Source organism: Sutcliffiella tianshenii (assembly GCF_016908565.1).
Taxonomy (GTDB): domain Bacteria; phylum Bacillota; class Bacilli; order Bacillales; family Bacillaceae_I; genus Sutcliffiella_A; species Sutcliffiella_A tianshenii.
The window spans coordinates 24,351-41,729 of record NZ_JAFBED010000011.1 but is presented as its reverse complement, the minus strand read 5'-3'; the positions used below and the strand labels follow the sequence as shown (position 1 = coordinate 41,729).

Below are 17,379 nucleotides of genomic sequence, written 5' to 3'. Positions count from 1 at the left end.
CTCCAGATGATGTTTTCTCTTAAAACAGAAATTTAATTTAATTTTCTGATAATATATCATCATTTATATTTTCTGGAAAGGGACGAAATGAGCGAAATAACCCAATGTAAGCGATAACATATAATGGTTTCTAATCTTTTCTCTTATTTTCTTAAATTTTTAGAATCTTTAGAAAAATAACTTATACGAGCTATAACCAAAAATATCACCAGGATTCATAGGCTCCGTTCCTTTCAGAAGGGAAAGATTAACTTGATTGATGCAAGAGTGGATGAGCAAGGATGTGTCGGGATCATCCTCCAACGCTTCTTTTGTCATAAATGCTGCATCGGACAATTCACTTTGCTGGAATATCACGGCATCATCTTGTGGTCTGCATAGAAATATGAGCATATTGTCACTGATTTCATTTTTAATGACACCCGATCGAACCCCAATCAGGCCCTCTACTGTAACCGTGACTCCCGTTTCTTCCAAGACCTCTCTTTTCACCGCTTCATCCACCGTTTCATACTGTTCGACGAAGCCTGCAGGAAAGGACCATTTACCTTTAAGGCCACCATATTTCTTTTTTACCACGAGCCATCTTCCATCCTCTGATCTTACGACACCCGCTACAGCCAACCAGACATTTCCTCTTTTAGACATAATCGCAACCCCTTAGACTTTCTTCTATCCTATATGTTATCAGTAAAATCCCATAAGAAAAAGCCGTCCGGAAAAGGACGGCTTTATTATTGAATTACAATACGTTGAATTTACCTTTTTTCATTACAAGTCCGGCTCCACCGATCATGTAAAGAGCGCGGTTATCAACCATTTTCTTCATGAAGGATGCTTTAGAACCCATTATTTTGCGTCCGAATACTACACCGATCGCATCATCTTCACCTAGTGAACATACTGTTCCTTTTAAGTCAGGAGTGAATGTTTGCAATTCGCCTTGACCGCGAACTAGTACTGCCAGGTTTTTCGCACATACTTCCCCTTGCTGCATCGCAATTTGTGCAGTAGGTGGGTATGGACGGTTGATTTCTTCATTGATGATCAAGGAGCAATCCCCAACGATGAATACATCATCATGTCCTGGTGCACGAAGGTAAGGATCTACTTTTACGCGTCCGCGCATATTTTCAAACCCGGAATCTTCCACCAAGTGATTTCCACGAACACCAGCAGCCCATACTACAGTGCCAGCCTTGATTTCTTCCACTTGCTCATCCTTTGCAACGATGATGCCTTCTTCTGTTGCTTCTTTGATTGCAGTACCGATTTTGAACTCGACGCCCTTGCGCTCTAATGTACCTACTGCATATTCAACAAGCTCAGGGTCGAAACCAGGAAGAACCGTCGGTGCAGCCTCTACACATACAATGCGAACTTTTTCTTTTGGTACATCGAACTCGCTGCAAAGCTCAGGAACACGGTTAACCAATTCACCAAGGAATTCGATACCAGTGAATCCAGCTCCCCCGACAACAATCGTTAAGCGATCATCACGGCGGTTTGCTTCTGTGTTGTAAGTCGCAAATTGATACTCGATATGCTCTCTGATCTTACGTGCAACATTGAGGTTAGCAATCGAGAACGCATGCTCTTTCAAACCTTTGATGCCAAATGTTTCGGCTTCATAACCCAATCCTACAACAAGGTAGTCATAAGAGATTTCTCCACCTTTAGTCAATGCAACAGTTTTAGCTTCCTTGTTGATGCCTGTAACTGTGTCATGCAGGAAATGTACCTTGCTCTTATCGATTACTTCCGACACCTTATAACGTGTGCGATCTGCAGGCAAAGTCCCTGCTGATGCTTCATGCAGCCATGTAGACTCATAATGGTAATCATTTTTATTAACAAGAGTGATATCCGCTTCGTTTACTCCGATCATCTTTTGAAGACGAACTGCCGTCATCAATCCACCATAACCTGCACCTAAAATTACTATACTTGGCTTTTTCAATCGAATCACATCCACCTTTAGAATATTTTTATTAAGTATAAATGAGAAAAAAATAAAGACGTTAGACAAATACCACTAAACCTATTCTTACAATCCCCTTAAACGAAGATTTTTAATGATAAATAACAAGAAAAATGTTTGTGAAACAATTCACGAACAAGGACGGCATAAAAGTGCTTTATTTGTCACAAAACTGTAATTGCCTACATAACATCATATTCTTTTTCTTGACTTTTTTCAAGACTAAAAGATTGTTTTGAAACCTTTAGAAAATTTAGATAAAAATAGCGGCATAGAAACTCGTTCAACCCCTTATTATTACTATTCTACTGCCGTTTTGCCAAAGCGTGACAGCATTCGTCCTAATGAAAAAAAGATATTATTCTGAATTTATGCTATGATAGGGTTAGGAAGTTATATCAATGTTTAGGGGGATAGACAGAGATGAACGAAGAACAAAAAGTATATGACATCACCATTATTGGTGGAGGACCGACAGGCTTGTTCACTGCTTTCTACGGGGGAATGAGACAGGCGAGTGTTAAAATCATCGAAAGTCTGCCACAATTGGGCGGTCAATTATCTGCGTTATATCCGGAAAAGTACATATACGATATTGCCGGCTTTCCGAAAATCCGTGCGCAAGAGCTGATCAACAACCTGAAAGAGCAGATGTCCAAGTTTGAGCCAACGGTTGCATTGGAACAGTCTGTTCAAACGTTGGAAAAAATGGGTGACGGAACTTTCAAGATCACAACGGATAAAGAAACACACTATTCCAAAGCTATCATCATAACAGCAGGAAACGGCGCTTTCCAACCGAGACGACTTGAGTTGGAAAATGCCACAGATTATGAAAACAAAAACATCCATTACTTTGTGGATGACATGAACAAGTTCGCCGGGAAGAAGGTAGTGGTCTTCGGTGGCGGTGACTCTGCAGTGGACTGGGCCCTCATGCTCGAGCCGATTGCTGAAAAAGTGACCCTGATCCATCGCCGCGACAAGTTCCGCGCGCATGAACACAGTGTGGAACTCTTGATGAACTCCAAGGTGGAAATTAAAACCCCTTACGTACCAGTTGAACTCATCGGTGACGAAAATGCCATCAATCAAGTGGTGCTTGAAAAAGTGAAATCGGAAGAAAGAGAAGTTCTTGATGTAGATGACGTCATCGTTAACTACGGCTTCGTGTCCTCTTTGGGTCCGATCAAAGACTGGGGCCTTGAAATCGAGAAAAACTCCATTGTGGTCAATTCCAAAATGGAAACAAATATCCAAGGAATCTATGCTGCCGGTGACATTTGCACGTACGATGGCAAGGTAAAACTGATTGCTTGCGGATTTGGCGAAGCACCGACTGCGGTGAATAACGCTAAATCCTATATCGATCCAAAGGCTAAAGTACAGCCGCTCCATAGTACGAGCTTGTTTTAAATAATGTGTGCAAGACCGACCCTTTTGGGGGTTGGTCTTTTTTTGCGGGGATTTGGTTGGGCGGCGTTGGGGTGCGCACTGCATTCCGCTGCGGAAATTGATGTTATTTGTCTTATTATGCGCTTTGTGCATAAGTGGTTAGTTTTTGTGCATAAAATCTTTTTTTTGCACGCATTTGAAAATTTTTCACCGAAAACCCTGCAAAATTGAGCGCAAATCAAGATTTTTGTGCATAAGACTAAATCCTCCTGAAATCTCCGCTAAGGGGAACACACTATTTTCATCATCCTATGTAACTTCCCACCTCCTTCTTACGTCAAACTAATTAACAATATAAAGGCGAGGTGAAAAACATATGAAAATAATGAAAATCGGCTTCCTTTTCTTCCTGATCAGTCTTTTTTCACTCCCTTTTTCTTCTTCTAGCTATGCCTGCTCCTGCCTGCCACCTGGAACGCCCACAGAGGAAATGGAAAAATCGGGTGCTGTCTTCTCCGGAAAAGTGATCGATGTCAAAACGGACGACAGTACGCTTAGAGCAAAAATCAGTGTGAAAGAATCATGGAAAGGGATGGACTCGAAAGAGGTAACGATGGACACTGCCTTAGACTCTGCAGGTTGTGGCGTAAATTTTGAAAAGGGCAAAGAGTATATCGTGTATGCAACCCTTGAAGAAGGAAAGTATATTACTTCGTTGTGCTCCAGAACCGCGGAATTGGCCTATGCACAAGATGATCTTAACGAACTTGGGGAAGGTACCGTACCAAGCAAACCCGGTGATGCAGCATCAGATTCCCCCTCCACACACAATCTGGTGGTCGGATCATTGGGTGTGGTGCTTGTATTGGGTGGCTGCTTCTTTTATAGATGGAAATCGGCAAAATAAAGTAAAAAAGCTCTTTAGCGGAAAATCCGCTAAAGAGCTTTTCTGTCCTATTAACACTCCTCAGGCTTCCCCGCTTCCGTTGCAGTTCGGAATGAAGAACCACATCCACAGTTAGCAATAGCGTTCGGGTTGTCGATGGTGAATCCGCCGCCCATCATGGATTGCTTGAAATCGATTTTGACGTCCTGTAGGATCGGTTTGCTTTCGTCGTCAATCAGGATTTTGATGCCGTGCTGCTCGAGCTCGATATCCTTCTCGCCTTTTTCTTCTTCAAAGCCCATACCGTAGGAAAGGCCACTGCAGCCCCCACCTTTTACTCCGACACGAAGGAACACGTCATCGCTTCCGTAATCCTTCATCATATCTTTTATTTGAAAAGCCGCCGCTTCTGTAATAGTGATGATATCTTTCATTTTTTACACCTCCTGAAAAAATTCCACTCTTATGTTTCCTATTATACCTGTTAATACTGCTTCCCTCAATTTAACAGCTTTTCTATAGTATATGCATACTGGTACCATTTTTGTTATTTATAATAGTAAGTCCCTGCACATATGGTTTCGGCAGGGCCGCGCATTTTAACGGAACCCTCTGTTGTCCATGTAATGAACAGGTCGCCTCCTGCTAAATGCACGGTGGTCTCTTTGTTTCTTTCTGTCTTATCATTCAGGACGGAAGCAACCACCGCGGCACACGCCCCTGTTCCACATGCCTGTGTGATACCTGAGCCACGCTCCCACACGCGAAAGTGAAGTTCATCCTCCGCTTCCACTTCCACAAACTCCACATTCACGCCCTCAGGAAATCTTGGATCCTTCTCCACGATTGGGCCTAATGTCGTCAGCGGAGCATCCTTGATATCATCCAGATAGAAGATCACATGGGGATTGCCCATGGATACAGTGGTGATATGATAGGTCTCTTCCCCAACCAGGAATGGTTCGTTCACCAGCCTATCCTGTTTATCCACAAGAATCGGGATCTCTTCTGTTGCCAAGCGTGGAGCTCCCATATCAACAGTTACAATGTGTACCTTTCCATCTTCCGGCTCCACATTCGCTTCCACCAATCCGGATAATGTCTCTATTTCAAAGGTTTCTTTTTGTACGATACCATGCTCATACGCATACTTTGCTACACAGCGAAGGCCATTGCCGCAATTTTTCCCTTCCGATCCATCATTATTGAAGATTCTCATCTTAACGGGTGCCACATCAGATGGGCAAATCAGTATCATTCCGTCAGATCCTATCCCAGTATGGACATCCGCCACCTGGATCGCGATGGATGACAGCTCTTCTTCCTTTAAGTCTTCCTCAAACATATTGACATATATATAGTTGTTTCCCAATCCGTGCATCTTTGTAAATTGAAAGGAGCGCATATTTAAAGATCCTCCAAGAAAAATTGTTATTTCCTACAAGTATAAATACATAAAACATTGAACACAATAGAAACATCCCCCGTTTTATATGAAAAACCCATGTATCGAATGTTTCCCGGAAAGAAACACGATGACGTGGGTTTTTCCTTGTTGTGGGGACAGTTCCATATTCCACAAAAAAGCTCACACGCCAAAATAGACGTGTGAGCTTATTAACGTAAAAATTATAGAATGAACATACCTGCAATCGCAGCACTTAACAGGTTGGAAAGTGTACCTGCAATGATTGCACGGAACCCTAATTTTGCAATATCCGGGCGACGGCTAGGAGCAAGGCTTCCCAGTCCTCCAAGAAGGATCGCAAGGGAAGAAAGGTTCGCGAATCCACATAGTGCAAAAGAGATTACCGCAATGGATTTTCCGCTGAACATATCAAGCTGACCAGCAAAAGTGGAGTATGCAACGAATTCATTTAATACAAGCTTTTGACCGATCAGGTTACCAGCAGCGATTGCTTCGCTCCAAGGAATACCGATGATGAAGGCAAGTGGTGCGAACAGGTAGCCCAAGATGAAGTCCAGTGTGAAGTTTTCAGCACCGAACCAACCACCGATTCCACCTAGCATTCCGTTGATAAGGGAAATCAATGCGATGAATGCCAGTAGCATTGCACCAACGTTCAATGCAAGCTTTAATCCATCAGATGCACCGCGGGCTGCAGCGTCGATTACGTTTGTAGGCTTTTCATCTTCAGCCTCTTCGATTTCCGCTTTGGTTGGAGTTCTTGCCTCTTCTGTTTCAGGAATTAGCATTTTTGCCATGATCAGTCCACCTGGAGCTGCCATGAAGCTTGCCGCAAGCAGGTATTCCAATGGAATCCCAAGTGCCGCATAACCAAAAAGTACAGAACCGGCTACAGAAGCAAGACCACCAGTCATTACGGCGAATAGTTCAGATTTTGTCATCGTTTTGATGTAAGGCTTGATTACCAATGGTGCTTCAGTTTGTCCAACGAAAATGTTGGCAGAGGCTGAAAGTGATTCCGTTTGGCTTGTCCCCAATAGTTTAGCCAATCCACCACCAAGGAATTTGATAATGATTTGCATGATGCCAAGATAATAAAGTACAGATATTAATGCCGAGAAGAAAATAATGATGGTCAATACATGAAATGCAAAGACGAAGCCAGTTGCTTCAGATCCAGGGTTACCTAAAACCGGACCGAATAAAAAGGAAATTCCATCGTTTGCATACGTTATTACATTTTGTACATAGTTGGTCAATCCAAGAAAAGCCTGTCTTCCCAACTCCCATTTAAGTACGATAAACGCGAATAGCAATTGAATTGTCAGTCCGCCCAGAATAGTACGGACGCTGATTCTGCGTTTATTTTCTGAAAGAAGAAATGCAATGGCAAAAATCACTGCAATCCCCATTAATCCCCAAAGGATATTATTCATAATATTCACCTCTATTAGAAATTTCTGCAAGTTGTTTGTCGTCAGACATCTAACTATCACAATAACACTTTACTACGAAATGAAAGCGTTTGAAAGAACTTTTTTTTTGTTAATTTGTTACATAGATGATAAACGCCGACTATTCCTCATTAAATTACCCATCTTTTAAAAAATGATGTATGCGTGCGTGAAAGAAACATTACTCACATTTAGGCATAAAGCTCTACTTACAACTTTCCATCTGACATGAATTGTGGTACTTTTGAATTATAAGAAGCATGACAAAAAGGATGTGTTGGTATTGGAGCGATTATTCAACCGGAATCATACATGCAGCATTTGTGATTACGCATTCACAACAAAAAAGGTAAAATCACGCTTCATCCGGCCTATTTCCCATGACACAGATTTTTGTTCAGTTTACGATTCTGTAGAAACAAATCCCTTGCTCTACTATGTAAGTGTCTGTCCAAACTGCGGTTATTCCATGACAGATGAGTTCACTTCCTATTTTCCACCCGGCACGATCGATGCCATCCGAAACAAAATCCAAAAACATTGGCAGAAAAAAAGTTATGGTGAAGTCAGGACTGTTCAAACTGCCATCAACACCTATAAGTTGGGGATCTATTCAGGACTAATAAAAAAAGAAGCTTCCATTGTGATGTCTGGTATGTATTTGCGCTTGGCATGGATCTACCGGACAGTTGAAAAAAATGAAATTCAGGAATTACGTTTTCTGAAGCTCGCAGCAGATCAGTTTGAACGTTCCTATTCTAACGGAGATTTTGCAGAGACAAGCATGAGTGAGATCAAATTGCTATATTTAATCGGGGAACTCCACACACGTTTAGGAAATACAAGACAAGCGATTCGTTATTTCCAGTTGGTCATTCAGCACAAAGACAAGGACACCCAAGTGAGATTGGTGGAGAAATCACGCGATCGTTGGTATGAAATCAGGACTGCTCAAAAACAGCTTCATATGCAAGCATAAAAAAAATCAGCACGCTTCATATGTGCTGATTTTTTTAGAACATTGGATTCTCTTCCAAATATTGATAGATGTTATCAACCAGCTGTTCAGGAGTACCTCCTACAACAACGTCCCCATTTACAAGTGCAAAAAGAGAGTCAAAACATTTCCCACAATACCCGAGACATCCATATTCCACTATATCCAAGTTTGGATCCTTCTCCAGCACTTCACGTGCTTTTTGGGATCCGCTGGCTAAATTACTGATGCAAAACTCTATAATCGGTTTCAACTTATTCACCCCTCTATTGCACCTTCATGCTACCTTTTTTTCCTAATAACGTCAATGATTTGGTTTATTGCGTGACCCGAATTCTTTTTCTGTATAATTTTAGCTTTTCCTCTACATTTTTCCTGCTTTTTCATCAGTCATTATTCCAAGTATTTTGTGAAAGAATGTTGTTATTTTGTCATAATTTCGATATACTTTTAATGGTATTTTATTTAAACGTGTTATACACATTGATGAATGAAAGCGCAAACGGGTTATCATATGTGCGCTATTTCACATAATTTCCCTAGATTACTAGATATTATTGCAATAAGAATAGATACGAGCTTGAAAAGGAGTTTAGCTGCTATGAAAAAACTTGTTGTGCTTGGCGGAGGTTACGGGGGAATGCGTATTTTGCAACGTCTTCTTCCAAATCAGTTACCAGAAGATACGGAGATTGTGCTAGTGGACCGCGCTCCCTACCACAGCTTAAAAACAGAGTTCTATGCACTTGCTGCAGGAACGATATCTGATCACCATGTTCGCGTGACATTTCCTGAACATCACAAGCTTTCCGTTAAATACGGTGAAGTTACTGGCATCGATATGGAAAACAAAACTGTTCAGTTTGAAGACCAAAGCACCCTATCATTTGATGATCTTATCATAGGGCTTGGCTGTGAAGATAAATATCACAATATCCCAGGAGCCAAAGAGCATACCTTCAGCATCCAAACCATCAACAACTCAAGAAGAGCTTATCAGGCACTTAATGACTTAGCAGCTAACAAAGTGGTGGCAATTGTCGGCGGAGGCTTGAGCGGGGTCGAAATCGCAAGTGAACTTCATGAAAGCCGTCCCGATCTGACGATTAAACTATTCGATAGAGGTAACATCATTCTTTCCAGCTTCCCAGAACGTTTGAGCCAATACGTACAGAACTGGTTTGAGACACACGGTGTGGAAGTGGTCAATGGTTCCAATATTACCCGTGTGGAAGAAAAAACTCTTTTCAACCATGATGAACCGGTACATTGTGATGTGATCGTATGGACAGCAGGAATTCAGCCTAACAAGGTTGTTCGTGAGCTGGATGTCGAAAAAGATAATCAAGGTCGCGTAGTCCTGACAAAACAGCACAATATCCCAGGCTATGAACATGTATATGTTGTAGGCGACTGTGCAAGCCTCCCGCATGCGCCTAGTGCACAGCTTGCAGAGGGACAAGCAGAACAGATCGTCCAGGTCCTTGTAAAGCGTTGGAATGGCGAAGCTCCCCCGGAGGAATTCCCTCCAATCAAATTAAAAGGAGTTCTTGGCTCTCTTGGGAAAAAGCATGGTTTCGGCCTTGTGAACGAACGCCCGCTTACAGGAAGGGTAGCCCGACTATTAAAATCAGGGATCCTTTGGATGTATAAATATCATAACGGTTAATAAAAAAAGCGTGAATGAGCACTCTCATTCACGCTTTTCTTATGAAGCGATGTATCCGTATTTCTCCATTTCCGCATAAACGGTTTTCAGCTTCGGGTTCCCTTCCCCCACAATCTCCCCGTTGATGACGACAACAGGGTAAAACATGTCTTCTTCGACCACACGGCTAGCAAATTCCTTTTTCTCTTCCTCACAATTTTCCGTATTAAATATATCTATATAGGAAATATGGAAGGGCTGGTCTGGAAATTTCCTAGCGACTGCCGCCTGCAGCCATTCATATGTCTCCTTGGATGATGGAAGGTTTACACAACTTGGACAAAGCACCTCTGCCCCATAAACGCTAATTTCTACTGCCTGTTTCGACATGACACGGCCTCCATGACTCTTTTTCTTTCATTTTACCGTAAAACGCTTACTTTTTCATAAAATTAATTCGAATTCCTAAAAACACCCAGTGCAAGGCAATAGATTTTTTGGTGCATTCGCTATATAATATAAATATGGTATGGAAAGGAGCGATAAATATGTCTAACCCAGAAATCAATGAACAAATTGAACAAGTACAGGAAGTATTAGATAAATTGCGTCCATTTCTTCTTCGTGACGGAGGAGACTGCGAGCTTGTAGATGTAGAGGATGGAATTGTAAAGCTTCGTCTATTGGGAGCATGCGGTTCTTGCCCAAGTTCGACTATCACGCTAAAAGCTGGTATCGAACGCGCACTTCTTGAAGAAGTTCCAGGCATCGTGGAAGTAGAACAAGTATTTTAATTCAATCTAATCATGCAAAACCGGGAAGGCATTTAAGCCGATCCCGGTTTTTTTGATGGCTTTATACACATGAAAAATGATTATAGTGTACCTCGCTTCCTACACCGCTTATTTCCAGATGATCAACAACAAATTCCGGATAGTCCTCCTGCAGCTTTTCTTTGACGTTTCGTCCTTCCCCTCGCTTACAAAAGCAGATGATGGTCGGGCCCGCTCCACTGATGCTCACGCCGAATGCGCCTGCCCCTTTCGCCTTGTCCCGAATGTGGGAGAGCTGCGGAAATAGTTTCAGCCGGTAAGGCTCATGGAACACATCACTTTCCATCATCTTACCTGCAAGTTTCCAATCCTGCATCAATAGCCCGCCGATCAGTACATTCGCATGACTGCTTCCAAGCACCGCGTCTTTAAACGGGAGTACCTCGGGTAACAGCTGTCTTGATTCGCTTGTTTTCGCTTCGAAGTTCGGCACCACTACCACCAATTCCATATTCGGCACCGGTAATTTGATATACTCATAGCAGCCATTTTGAAAGGTGGATACGACGAGTCCCCCATATAGCGATGCGGCAACGTTATCTGCGTGTCCTTCAAACCTTGCTGCGAGCTGAAGCTTTTCATCAGGTGTCAGATTTTTTTCGCATATGATGTTCATGACCTCGATTGCACCTACAATGGCGGCTGCACTGCTCCCTAAACCACGTGCCACCGGAATGTCACTCATGATATGCACATGAACAGGCGGTGCCTTTTGTTCCCACAGTGCCTCAAGCTCCAAACAGACTGTCCGAAGCAGGTTATCTTCTTCATTCAGGAATAACGGCGGCACGGAGGTGAAGCGCCACTCTTTGGCATATTGCACGAAAAGTGTTACATACTTTGTAACTGCAAGACCGATAGAGTCGAATCCCGGTCCAAGATTTGCTGAGCTCCCTGGTACTTTTATGACATATCCATTCTTATACTCCTTCATACAGACACACCTTCAAATGAGGCTGCAAGCTGCCTGTAGTCTGCAAGGCTCTGAACCTTCACGTTGGCATGCTCAGTTGCCGTAACGGGATCCTTCAATCCGTTGCCTGTCAGTACCGCTACGACTCGTTTCCCCTTCTCCAGTTCCTTCTGCTGAAGATGTTTGATGATCCCCGCCAAGGAGGCACTCGAAGCCGGTTCTGCAAAGATGCCTTCCCTTCTGGCAAGCAACTGATATGCCTTAATCATTTCTTCGTCTGTGACAAAATCGATCTTTCCTTTTGATTCTTCCGTAGCCCTCACTGCCTGTTTCCAGCTTGTGGGATTACCGATCCGGATGGCAGTGGCTATCGTTTCTGGATCAGGGATAATGCTATCCTTCACTATCGCTGCTGCACCCTCCGCCTCAAATCCCCTCATTTCTGGCAGGCCGGTTTGAAACTCCTGATTATACTCTTTAAATCCTTTCCAATAGGCAGTGATATTCCCTGCATTTCCTACAGGCAGCGCCAGCACATCAGGCGCTTTTCCGAGCTGGTCGCACACTTCGAATGCTGCTGTTTTCTGTCCCTCGATCCGGTACGGGTTCAAGGAATTTACAAGTGTGATCGGCAATTCCTCAGACAGTTTCTTCACGAGCTGCAGGGCTTCATCGAAGTTTCCTTTTATCGAGTAGACATCCGCTCCGTACATGACCGCCTGAGCCAATTTTCCTTGTGCAATCTTACCGTCTGGAATTACGACAACACATTTCATTCCCGCCCTGGCTGCATAGGCTGCTGCAGAAGCGGATGTATTTCCCGTCGAAGCACAGACGATGGTATTGCTTCCTTCCTCCTTCGCCTTTGCCACTGCCAACGCCATCCCTCTATCTTTAAAGGAGCCTGTCGGATTCGCTCCCTCCACCTTTACATGAAGTTCGATATCCAATAGGTTGGAGAGGTTCTCTAAAAACAACAGTGGCGTATGGCCTTCATGGAGGCTGACGTCCGGCGTATTTTCACTCACGGGGAGGAATCTGCTATAGTTGGCAATCAATCCGTTCCATTTCATACTGCCACCTCCCCCTCCACCCGATAGCTGCTTTTGATTTCCTTGACCATCGGCATGCCTGCAAGCTCCTCAAGAAGGTCCTCATATCTCTGTAAGGAAGCATGATGTGTGACGACCACCACTTCGGCCAATGCATCCTCTTTCAAAGGCAGCTGGAGGATTTTTTCAAAGCTTACTCCTTTATTGGAAAAAAGATTGGTTATATGGGAGAGTACGCCTACTTCATCCTTCACATGGACTCGCAGGAAATGCTTTGCCTGTACTTCTTCCTTTTCCTTCAGCGTTTTTTGAAATTGCGGGGATACCATACTCTTTCCGTTGACACCGAGCCTCATATTCTTCATCACCCCGACCAAATCTGACACGACGGCAGTTGCTGTTGGCAGGCTGCCGGCACCAGGTCCATAAAACATCGTTTCCCCTACTGCTTCCCCATACACATATACCGCATTATATTCATTTTGCACACTTGCCAGAGGGTGGGCATGAGGTAGGAGTGTCGGTGCTACGCTTACTTCCACCTTTTCTTTTTCCCGGTGTGCAATGCCGATCAGTTTCATTGTGTAGCCAAGCTTTTTGCTGTATTCCAGATCCTCTTCAGAGACGGATGAAATTCCTTTCACCTGGACATCCTTCAATTCAATATTCATCGAGAAGCCGAGTGTAGCAAGTATCGCCATCTTTCTTGCAGCATCGATTCCCTCCACATCGGAAGTGGGATCAGCTTCTGCAAACCCAAGTGCCTGTGCCTGATGCAGAACCTCTTCATAAGAGGAACCTTCATTGTTCATTTTAGTCAGGATGAAGTTGGTCGTTCCGTTCACAATTCCCATCATTTTTGTAATTCGATCGGAAGCAAGCCCGTCCACAAGACTGCGCAGAATTGGAATTCCACCTGCGACACTCGCTTCATAGAACAGGTCGCAATTGTTCTCTGACGCTGCAGCCAGAAGCTCCGATCCATAAACAGCCATCAGGTCCTTATTGGCAGTTACCACATGCTTTCGGTTCTTCAACGCCCTTAGAATATAGTGACGCGCTTCTTCCACTCCTCCCATCACTTCAATCACCACATCGATCTCAGGATCCTCAAGCACTTCTTCAGCATGCAAGGTTAACAGCTTTTCGTCGATATTGACCAGCCGATCCTTATGAAGATCCTTTACCAATGCTTTTTTCACTTTTACCGAACAACCTACTTGATGCTTCAATTTGTCCTGATGATTCTCCACAATCTTCACTACACCACAGCCAACCGTCCCTAATCCAAGTAATCCCAATGAAATCTCCTTCAATCAAATCTACTCCCTTTTGAGGGTCCAGCCCTTTTGTGTATTTTCAGTGCGTACATTTGTTTTTGTATAATGGACATTATAAAATGCTTTCTACTGGCTGACAAGGGGTTATTTTAGGCGCTTTTTGCGTGTAAGCGTTTTACCTGCTGGGAGAGTAAGAGATATTTATTTGAAAATTCTATCCTTTAATATAATACCTAGTGAAACCTTTTACGATGAATGACGTATTAATTTGTAGAAACGAGGTGGATGCTATGAAAATCAATTACATACTAATCCCTTTATTATTAGTCAGCCTGCTATTGCTCCCCTCTCAGGCTTTGGCAGTGGAGTATCAGATCAATGACGTACAGATAGATGCATACCTCCAAGAGAATGGAAACGTTAAAGTCTATGAAGCCCATACATATTCCTTTGAAGGAGAGTTTAACGGAATCACAAGGACCATCATTCCAAAGAGAGGCACACAGATAAGAAATCTTGAAGCAAGGGAAGAAGATGTACTGCTTAAGATGGAGCAGGAAGACAACCTCTATCGCATTTATCGTGGTGGGGATACGGAGACTTTTACTGTCATGATTACATACGACATAATTAAAGGTGTTGATGTATATCCTGATGTGGCGGAATTTTATTGGCCATTTTTTGATGATGGCAACGAGTCCGACTATGAAAACTTTTCTGTAACAGTTTATCCCCCTTCTCCTGCAGACGAAGTCATCGCTTTTGGCTATGACGAAGCATTTGGAACAGAAAGTCCCGGTTCGGAAGGAGAGGTTCACTTTGAGCTTGGTTATGTGCCAAGCCATGAAAACGGCGATATCCGGGTAGCTTATGATTCCAAGCTTTTCTCAACCGCTCCCTTAAGTGGAAAAGAACCGATGAAGGAACAGATAATATCCGCAAAAGAAGAAGGAATAAAAGAGGCGCTGCAAAACGAAAAGGTGCGTGGGGTTCTTTCTACTACAAGCTATATTCTATTACCGCTTTTCTCTTTCGTATTGGGACTGCTTATCGTTCTAACGATGATAAAAGGAAAACAAACCAGACGCTCAGCAATCAGGGAAATGGGATCTTTTACTGGCACACCAGAACAGCGTCTCAGCATGCCTGCCACCATTCTATTCACCCATCACCAACTGCCTGGTCAAGCGATTGCTGCAGGATTATTGGATCTTGTAAGACTTGGTTATGTAAAAAAACTATCAAATGATCGATTTTTGGCAGTAAATCGTGACGTACCGCTGAAGCACCAAAAAATCCTCATGACCTGGCTTTTTGACAAAATGGGGGCACATAATGAATTCAGTATCGAGGATTTGAACAGATACATGAAATTCAAGGTGAATCATGAAGAATTCTCGAAATATCAAAGCATGTGGACACAGGCGATCAAGGAAGAAGTGAAGGGACAGGGACTCTATGAAAAGAAAGAAGGGTTCAGAATAGCAGTTGGACTCACAAGCATTCTTCTCGTGCCGTTTTTATTTCTGTTCCCTATCTATGACCTGTTTCCTGCTTTCTTCATCACCCTAGTATTGTTCTTTGCCATCATCCTCCATGCCATTGTCTATCATCCGAAAACGGAAAAAGGCATTTCAATTTTGTTGGAATGGAGACAGTTAAAGCAAAGATTTACCTCATTGTCCCAAAAGGACTGGGACTCCTGGACGGAAGATGAGAAGATGCGGGCCTTCATCTATGCACTCGGCATCAACGAAAAATCGATGAGAAAGAAAAATGAAGAATTCGTATCCGGCTTCCAAATACCGATCAGCAGATCACACCCTGTTAGCCCTGCTTACTCTGGAATGGATGTCACCACCCTATTACTGATAGGGAATGCCACCTCATCAAGCTTTCATACAGCAAGCCGCAACGCTGCAAGCACAATGAGTGACAGCGGAGGCGGTGGAGGTGCAGGAGGCGGATCCGGCGCTGGTGGAGGCGGGGGCGGATCTGGAGGGTTTTAACTATCTGATGAGATGCTCACTCAGTAAGTGATGACATGAGGATATCATTCTATCTCTTTGATTCCCTCACTCAGCTCCAAACAGGGGGATGAGGGGATCATTTCGTCTCTTTGATTCCCTCACTCAGCTCCAATCAGGGGGATGAGGGAATCATTTCACCTCTTTGATTCCCTCACTCCGTTTCAAACAGGGAGATGAGGGAATCATTTCGTCTCTTTGATTCCCTCACTCCGCTTCAAACAGGGAGATGAGGGATTCATTTCGTCTCTTTGATTCCCTCACTCCGCTCAAACAGGGGGATGAAGGTATCATTTCCTCTCTTTGATTGCCTCCCCCAACTTCAAACAGGGGGATGAGGGATTCATTTTACCTCTTTGATTCCCTCACTCAGCTTCAAACAGGGGGATGAGGGGATCATCCCATTCAGTCACTTCTCCTAATGAAGCATCGAAATCTTTAATAAAAGGGGCCTGGCCCCCGCTGCGTTAGTGCGTTAACGCGGCGGGGGTCAGGCCCCTCCTTTTTTTACTTCCTGCCTACCACACTCTTCGCCGCTCTACCTTCGAGTACGGCGATGATGTTATCTCGGCATAGTTCCATCATGGTGGTGCGTGTTTCTACACTTGCGCTTCCGATGTGAGGCAGGGCGACTACTTGTGGGAACTTAAGCAGCGGATGGTCCGCCCCGATTGGTTCCTTGTAGAATACATCGAGGCCTGCCCCTGCTATTTCCTTTTGCTCCAATGCGTGGATCAATGCCCCTTCATCCACGACCTGTCCTCTTCCTACATTGATGAAAATAGCGGAGGCCTTCATACGCTTAAATGCATCCTCATCAAAAAGATTCTTCGTTTCTTCAGTAAGCGGAGTCAAGCATACCACGAAATCGGATAGTTCAAGCAGTTCGTCAAATGACTTGTAGACTGCTCCGAGTTCTTTCTCAGCTTCATCATGGCGGCTACGGTTATGATATAGGATTTCCATGCCGAACCCTTTTGCCCGTCTTGCGACCGCAGTCCCTATACTGCCCATACCTACGATGCCGATTGTTTTATGGTGTACGTCAGCTCCAGCCAGAAGATACGGACTCCAGCTTTGCCATTGTCCCTCTTTTACGAAAAGATGGGCTTCGGCTAACCTTCTTGCCGCTGAGAGCATAAGTCCGAATGCCAGATCTGCCGTAGTCTCGGTCAGTACATCCGGTGTATTGCAAACGATGACATCGTTCCTAGCCGCTGTTTCCAAATCGATATTGTCATAGCCGACCGCCAAGTTCGCGACCACCTTTAAGTTTGAAGCAACATTAAGCAATTCCTCATCAACCGAATCCGAAAGCATCGTTAGCAGCGCATCCGCCTTTTTCCCTTCCTGCAACAGCACTTCCCTAGGTACCGCTTCGCTTTCACTGTTCCACATTTGCACATCTGCTATCTGGTTAAGAGGTGTCAATACCTCTTCTGAAATCTTTCTCGTGATAAATACATACGGCTTGGACATTTGCT

The 17,379-nt window shown here is 43.8% G+C and carries 17 protein-coding genes; 6 read left to right on the top strand and 11 right to left on the bottom strand.

The genetic code is table 11. From position 1 onward, the window contains the following. Window positions 1-168: 168 nt before the first annotated feature. Together JOC95_RS18205 and JOC95_RS18200 are read right to left on the bottom strand one after the other, a co-directional pair. Complete coding sequence (locus JOC95_RS18205; RefSeq protein WP_204418775.1) at window positions 169-648, bottom strand: NUDIX domain-containing protein; 480 nt, start codon at window positions 646-648, stop codon at window positions 169-171. 94 nt (window positions 649-742) lie between these two features. After that, window positions 743-1,969, bottom strand: coding sequence for an NAD(P)/FAD-dependent oxidoreductase (locus JOC95_RS18200; RefSeq protein WP_204418773.1), 1,227 nt, complete (start codon window positions 1,967-1,969; stop codon window positions 743-745). Between the two features lie 435 nt (window positions 1,970-2,404). Between JOC95_RS18200 and JOC95_RS18195 the strand changes: the two genes are divergently transcribed. Further along, entirely contained in the window at window positions 2,405-3,397 is a 993-nt protein-coding gene (locus tag JOC95_RS18195; RefSeq protein ID WP_204418771.1) for an NAD(P)/FAD-dependent oxidoreductase, read from the top strand. A gap of 355 nt (window positions 3,398-3,752) precedes the next feature. Further along, window positions 3,753-4,283, top strand: coding sequence for a hypothetical protein (locus JOC95_RS18190; RefSeq protein WP_204418769.1), 531 nt, complete (start codon window positions 3,753-3,755; stop codon window positions 4,281-4,283). A 50-nt stretch (window positions 4,284-4,333) separates the two neighbouring features. Here the strand turns inward: JOC95_RS18190 and JOC95_RS18185 are convergent, their stop codons facing one another. From JOC95_RS18185 to JOC95_RS18175, 3 genes are all read right to left on the bottom strand, one after another. Continuing rightward, complete coding sequence (locus JOC95_RS18185; protein WP_204418767.1) at window positions 4,334-4,696, bottom strand: HesB/IscA family protein; 363 nt, start codon at window positions 4,694-4,696, stop codon at window positions 4,334-4,336. 113 nt (window positions 4,697-4,809) lie between these two features. After that, the gene (gene dapF / locus JOC95_RS18180) at window positions 4,810-5,667 is read right to left on the bottom strand and encodes a diaminopimelate epimerase (RefSeq protein ID WP_204418764.1); all 858 of its coding nucleotides are present in this window, start codon (window positions 5,665-5,667) and stop codon (window positions 4,810-4,812) included. Between the two features lie 224 nt (window positions 5,668-5,891). Then, on the bottom strand, window positions 5,892-7,127 hold the full coding sequence (locus JOC95_RS18175) for a NupC/NupG family nucleoside CNT transporter (protein ID WP_204418761.1): 1,236 nt from the start codon (window positions 7,125-7,127) through the stop codon (window positions 5,892-5,894). A 301-nt stretch (window positions 7,128-7,428) separates the two neighbouring features. Here JOC95_RS18175 and JOC95_RS18170 point away from each other — a divergent pair, with 301 nt between their 5' ends. After that, window positions 7,429-8,124: a DUF2225 domain-containing protein gene (locus tag JOC95_RS18170; RefSeq protein ID WP_204418759.1), complete on the top strand. Its 696-nt coding sequence runs from the start codon at window positions 7,429-7,431 to the stop codon at window positions 8,122-8,124. A 34-nt stretch (window positions 8,125-8,158) separates the two neighbouring features. On the opposite strand, the gene JOC95_RS18165 is transcribed toward JOC95_RS18170, so the two are convergent. Continuing rightward, on the bottom strand, window positions 8,159-8,395 hold the full coding sequence (locus tag JOC95_RS18165) for a YuzB family protein (protein ID WP_204418756.1): 237 nt from the start codon (window positions 8,393-8,395) through the stop codon (window positions 8,159-8,161). 348 nt (window positions 8,396-8,743) lie between these two features. Here JOC95_RS18165 and JOC95_RS18160 point away from each other — a divergent pair, with 348 nt between their 5' ends. Next, the gene (locus tag JOC95_RS18160) at window positions 8,744-9,811 is read left to right on the top strand and encodes an NAD(P)/FAD-dependent oxidoreductase (RefSeq protein ID WP_204418754.1); all 1,068 of its coding nucleotides are present in this window, start codon (window positions 8,744-8,746) and stop codon (window positions 9,809-9,811) included. Window positions 9,812-9,850: 39 nt separating this feature from the next. Here JOC95_RS18160 and JOC95_RS18155 read toward each other — a convergent pair whose 3' ends face one another. Beyond that, a complete protein-coding gene (locus tag JOC95_RS18155) occupies window positions 9,851-10,180 on the bottom strand; it encodes a YuzD family protein (protein WP_204418752.1) in 330 nt (109 codons plus the stop codon). A 65-nt stretch (window positions 10,181-10,245) separates the two neighbouring features. Between JOC95_RS18155 and JOC95_RS18150 the strand changes: the two genes are divergently transcribed. Further along, window positions 10,246-10,584 (top strand): NifU family protein, encoded by a 339-nt coding sequence (locus tag JOC95_RS18150; RefSeq protein ID WP_204418932.1) that lies wholly within the window; start codon window positions 10,246-10,248, stop codon window positions 10,582-10,584. A 61-nt stretch (window positions 10,585-10,645) separates the two neighbouring features. On the opposite strand, the gene thrB is transcribed toward JOC95_RS18150, so the two are convergent. Genes thrB through JOC95_RS18135 form a run of 3 tightly spaced genes read right to left on the bottom strand, consistent with a single transcriptional unit; the run spans window position 10,646 to window position 13,904 of the window. Next, a complete protein-coding gene (thrB, locus tag JOC95_RS18145; RefSeq protein WP_204418751.1) occupies window positions 10,646-11,557 on the bottom strand; it encodes a homoserine kinase in 912 nt (303 codons plus the stop codon). Next, entirely contained in the window at window positions 11,554-12,609 is a 1,056-nt protein-coding gene (gene thrC / locus JOC95_RS18140) for a threonine synthase (RefSeq protein ID WP_204418748.1), read from the bottom strand. Before thrC ends, thrB begins: the two co-directional genes overlap by 4 nt. Then, window positions 12,606-13,904 carry a homoserine dehydrogenase gene (locus tag JOC95_RS18135; protein ID WP_204418745.1) on the bottom strand — a complete coding sequence of 433 codons (1,299 nt, stop codon included), beginning with the start codon at window positions 13,902-13,904 and terminating at the stop codon, window positions 12,606-12,608. Before JOC95_RS18135 ends, thrC begins: the two co-directional genes overlap by 4 nt. A gap of 254 nt (window positions 13,905-14,158) precedes the next feature. Between JOC95_RS18135 and JOC95_RS18130 the strand changes: the two genes are divergently transcribed. Further along, a complete protein-coding gene (locus JOC95_RS18130) occupies window positions 14,159-15,877 on the top strand; it encodes a DUF2207 domain-containing protein (RefSeq protein ID WP_204418743.1) in 1,719 nt (572 codons plus the stop codon). Between the two features lie 525 nt (window positions 15,878-16,402). Here the strand turns inward: JOC95_RS18130 and JOC95_RS18125 are convergent. Next, window positions 16,403-17,374, bottom strand: a complete 972-nt coding sequence (locus tag JOC95_RS18125) for a 2-hydroxyacid dehydrogenase (protein WP_204418741.1) — start codon at window positions 17,372-17,374, stop codon at window positions 16,403-16,405. Window positions 17,375-17,379: the final 5 nt, after the last annotated feature.

Excerpts from the sequence above, each read along its gene's own strand:
- JOC95_RS18155 (WP_204418752.1), bottom strand. The coding sequence starts at position 10,180 with ATGTCGAAACAGGCAGTAGAAATTAGCGTTTATGGGGCAGAGGTGCTT.
- thrC (WP_204418748.1), bottom strand. The coding sequence starts at position 12,609 with ATGAAATGGAACGGATTGATTGCCAACTATAGCAGATTCCTCCCCGTG.
- JOC95_RS18160 (WP_204418754.1), top strand. The coding sequence starts at position 8,744 with ATGAAAAAACTTGTTGTGCTTGGCGGAGGTTACGGGGGAATGCGTATT.
- JOC95_RS18205 (WP_204418775.1), bottom strand. The coding sequence starts at position 648 with ATGTCTAAAAGAGGAAATGTCTGGTTGGCTGTAGCGGGTGTCGTAAGA.
- JOC95_RS18190 (WP_204418769.1), top strand. The coding sequence starts at position 3,753 with ATGAAAATAATGAAAATCGGCTTCCTTTTCTTCCTGATCAGTCTTTTT.
- JOC95_RS18130 (WP_204418743.1), top strand. The coding sequence starts at position 14,159 with ATGAAAATCAATTACATACTAATCCCTTTATTATTAGTCAGCCTGCTA.
- JOC95_RS18185 (WP_204418767.1), bottom strand. The coding sequence starts at position 4,696 with ATGAAAGATATCATCACTATTACAGAAGCGGCGGCTTTTCAAATAAAA.
- dapF (WP_204418764.1), bottom strand. The coding sequence starts at position 5,667 with ATGCGCTCCTTTCAATTTACAAAGATGCACGGATTGGGAAACAACTAT.
- thrB (WP_204418751.1), bottom strand. The coding sequence starts at position 11,557 with ATGAAGGAGTATAAGAATGGATATGTCATAAAAGTACCAGGGAGCTCA.
- JOC95_RS18175 (WP_204418761.1), bottom strand. The coding sequence starts at position 7,127 with ATGAATAATATCCTTTGGGGATTAATGGGGATTGCAGTGATTTTTGCC.
- JOC95_RS18195 (WP_204418771.1), top strand. The coding sequence starts at position 2,405 with ATGAACGAAGAACAAAAAGTATATGACATCACCATTATTGGTGGAGGA.
- JOC95_RS18125 (WP_204418741.1), bottom strand. The coding sequence starts at position 17,374 with ATGTCCAAGCCGTATGTATTTATCACGAGAAAGATTTCAGAAGAGGTA.